Annotated in this window: 4 protein-coding genes; 3 read left to right on the top strand and 1 reads right to left on the bottom strand. The window is 67.9% G+C overall.

Features of this window, described 5'->3' with window-relative positions; genetic code table 11:
• From yidC to argB, 3 genes are all read left to right on the top strand, one after another.
• Window positions 1-1,605: membrane protein insertase YidC (yidC, locus tag APM_RS11735; protein WP_007423595.1), on the top strand; the 1,605-nt coding region annotated here is incomplete at its 5' end.
• A gap of 10 nt (window positions 1,606-1,615) precedes the next feature.
• Window positions 1,616-2,245: a ribosome biogenesis GTP-binding protein YihA/YsxC gene (yihA, locus tag APM_RS11730; RefSeq protein WP_007423594.1), complete on the top strand. Its 630-nt coding sequence runs from the start codon at window positions 1,616-1,618 to the stop codon at window positions 2,243-2,245.
• A gap of 159 nt (window positions 2,246-2,404) precedes the next feature.
• Window positions 2,405-3,304, top strand: coding sequence for an acetylglutamate kinase (argB, locus tag APM_RS11725; RefSeq protein WP_192826795.1), 900 nt, complete (start codon window positions 2,405-2,407; stop codon window positions 3,302-3,304).
• A gap of 51 nt (window positions 3,305-3,355) precedes the next feature.
• Here the strand turns inward: argB and APM_RS11720 are convergent.
• Window positions 3,356-3,665 (bottom strand): methyl-accepting chemotaxis protein (locus APM_RS11720; RefSeq protein ID WP_007423592.1); only part of this gene is annotated, 310 nt, incomplete at its 5' end.

The raw sequence follows: 3,665 nt of genomic DNA, 5'->3' as shown, positions 1-3,665 counted from the left end.
CCGGGCGGCGTCGCGGCGAAGATACCCGCCGGCCCGCGCCTCGCGATCTCGACCCCGCTGCTGCGCGGATCGATGAGCCTGGTCGGCGCCCGGCTGGATGACCTCGTGCTCACCCGCTATCACCAGACGGTCAAGAAGACGTCGCCGCTCGTGCAGCTGCTCTCGCAGGCCGGCACGGCGAAATCCTATTACGTCCAGTTCGGCTGGGATGCAGCACCCGGCAGCTCCCTCAAGGTGCCCGGTCCCGATACGGTGTGGACCAGCTCCGGCGGGGACCTCTCGCCCGCCCACCCGGTGACGCTGTCATGGAACAACGGCGCCGGCGTGACCTTCGAACTCAAGCTTGCGGTCGACCGCCAGTATCTCTTCACGGTCCAGCAGCGCGTGATCAATCACGGCGCGGCGGCGGTCGAGGCCTATCCCTGGTCGCGCATCCGCCGCGACTTCCTGCCGGAGGAGCCGGGCTCGTTCACCCTCCACAAGGGGCCCATCGGCGTCTTTCACGGCACGCTGCACGAGATGGGCTATGAGGGCGTGAAGTCGGGCGGGAAGCATCCCGCCGCCGGCGATGCGCCCGGCACCGCGTATCAGACGACCAATCTCGGCGGCTGGGCCGGCATCACCGGCAAATACTGGCTGACCGCGCTCATCCCGAGCCAGGGCCGCGAGGTGATCGGCGCCTATCGCTACCTCGCGGATCCCGGCCAGCCGGAGCACGGCGGATACCAGGTCGACTACATGACCGCGAAGCCCGTCGATGCCGCCCCCGGCGCCACCGCGTCGACCACGACCCACGTCTTCGCCGGCGCCAAGGTGCTGAGCATCCTGAGCCACTACGAAACGCAATACCGCATCCCGCTGTTCGAACGCGCGATCGATTTCGGCTGGTTCTTCTTCCTCACCAAGCCGATCTTCATCGCGCTCGACTATCTCGCCGGCGTGTTCGGCAACATGGGGGTGGCGATCATCGTCTTCACCATCGGGCTGAAGCTGGTGCTGTTCCCGCTGGTCCGCACCTCCTACCGCTCGATGGCGCGGATGCGCGCGATCACCCCGAAGGTCCAGGCGCTGCGCGAGCGCTACAAGGACGACCAGATGCAGCAGCAGAAGGAGATCATGGCGCTCTACAAGGCCGAAGGCGTCAACCCCGCCGCCGGCTGCCTGCCGATGCTGCCGCAGATCCCGATCTTCTTCTCGCTCTACAAGGTCATCTTCATCTCGATCGGCATGCGCCACGCGCCCTTCGTGCTGTGGATCCACGACCTCTCGGCCGAGGACCCGACCAACATCTTCAATCTCTTCGGCCTGCTGCCGTTCCACCCGAGCGCGCTGTCGCCCTTCCTGCATCTCGGCATCCTGCCGATCATCATGGGCATCACGATGTGGGGTCAGCAGCGGCTGAATCCGCCGCCGCCGGACCCGACCCAGGCGAAGATGATGCAGTTCATGCCGGTGATCTTCACCTTCATGCTCGGCCGCTTCGCCGCGGGGCTGGTGCTGTATTACTGCGTGAACAACACGCTCACGATCCTGCAGCAATGGACGATCATGCGCGGCACCAACGCCGCCCCGCGCGCCGCCGCCAACCTCAACGCCAAGGGTTGAGCGCGGCGCCATGGAAGAGACCGACCCGATCGAGGAAGGGCGGAAACTCTTCGCCCGCGGGGCGCGGTTCTTCCATGCCGCGCAGACCGCCGAGGGCCTGCCGGAGCCGGAAGGCATCGAGATCGCCCTCGCCGGCCGTTCGAATGTCGGCAAGTCGACGCTGATCAACGCGATCACCGGCCAGGTGGCGCTCGCCCGCGTCGCCCAGGCGCCGGGGCGCACGCGCCAGCTCAACTTCTTCCGCATCGGCGACGGACCGCTGACCATCGTCGACATGCCGGGCTATGGCTACGCCGCCGCCCCCAAGGCGGTGAAGCGGGACTGGCAGGGCCTGATGTTCCGCTACCTGCGCGGCCGGCCCAACCTGCGCCGCGTCCTGCTGCTGATGGACGCGCGGATCGAGGACAAGCCGGCCGACCACGCGGTGATGGAACTGCTCGACCAGGCGGCGGTGTCCTTCCAGGTCGTGCTGACCAAGGCCGACAAGATGAAACCCGAGGCCCTCGCCAGCAAGCTCGCCTCGATCGGGGCGATCGCCCGGCGGCATCCGGCGGCGCTGAACGAGGTGCTCGTCACCTCCGGCGAAACCGGCGCCGGTATTGCCGAACTGCGCGCGGTGATCCACGGCCTGCTGGCTTGACCGCCCGCGCCCGGTTCCATAGAGCACTTTCCGATCCTGCCGGATCGGATGCAGTGCTCTATCGTATTGAAAATTAGAGCATCTTTATCCGACCAGATGACCCCATCCGGTCGGGTGACGCTCTGGACCGCCGGAAAAGCAAGGAAAGATCCTGCCGTCATGACGATTTCCGACCGCCACGCCGACGCCGCCGAACAGGCCCGCATCGTCGCCCTCGCTCTGCCCTATCTGCGCCGCTATGCCGGGGCGACGATCGTGGTGAAATATGGCGGCCACGCCATGGGCGAGGAAACGCTCGCCGAGGAATTCGGGCGCGACATCGCCCTGCTCAAGCAGGTCGGCATCAATCCCGTGGTGGTGCATGGCGGCGGGCCGCAGATCAACGCGATGCTCAAGCGGCTGGCGATCCAGTCCACCTTCGTCGATGGCCTGCGGGTGACCGACGCGGCGATGGTCGAGGTGGTCGAGATGGTCCTCGCCGGCACCGTCAACAAGATGGTCGCCGGGCTGATCAACCGGGCCGGCGCGCTGGCCGTCGGCATCTGCGGCAAGGATGGCGGGCTGATCCGCGCGCGCAAGCTGACGCGGACGAGGCGCGACCCCGAGGGCGCGATCGAGCGCGCGCTCGATCTCGGCTTCGTCGGCGAGCCGGAGCATGTCGATGTCCGGGTGATCCATGCGCTGACCGGCGCCGGGCTCATCCCCGTCGTCGCCCCCGTCGGCGTCGGCGCGGATGGCGCGACCTACAACATCAACGCCGATACGGTGGCGGGCGCCATTGCCGGCGCGCTCGGCGCCAACCGGCTGCTGATGCTGACCGATGTCGCCGGCGTGCTCGACCGCAACGGCAAGCTCATTCCCGATCTCAGCATCGCCGAGGTCGAGGCGCTGCGCGCCGACGGGACGATTTCCGGCGGGATGATTCCGAAGGTCGAAACCTGCATCGAGGCGGTGCGGCAGGGCGTGAAGGGGGCGACGATCGTCGATGGCCGCGTGCCCCATGCCTGCCTGCTGGAACTGTTCACCGAAGGCGGCATCGGCACGCTGATCCACGCGTGAGGGCGGCACCCGGCGGGCTTTCCGCCGGGCGGCGAGCGGCCCCCGCGTGGTTCAGGCGACCTTTGCGGGCAGCCGCACCACGTTTGCGCCGGCGGCGATGCGGAACCGGCTGAGCAACTGCGCCAGGGTCGCAGCTTCGGACGACATGCCGTGGCTGGCCGCGGTGGTCTGCTCGACCATGGCGGCGTTTTGCTGGGTCACCTGATCCATCTGGTTGACGGCGGTGTTGACCTCGGCGAGCCCGGTCGACTGTTCTTCCGACGAGGCCGCGATGTCGACGATCAGGCCGTTGAGCGCCGAGACCTGCCGGGCGATGCGCTCGAGCGCGGCGCCGGTTTCGCCCACGAGTTCGACGCCGGCG

This window comes from Acidiphilium sp. PM (genome assembly GCF_000219295.1).
Lineage (GTDB): Bacteria > Pseudomonadota > Alphaproteobacteria > Acetobacterales > Acetobacteraceae > Acidiphilium > Acidiphilium multivorum.
Note: the sequence above shows the minus strand (reverse complement) of the source record. Positions and strands in the feature narration are given on the sequence as shown.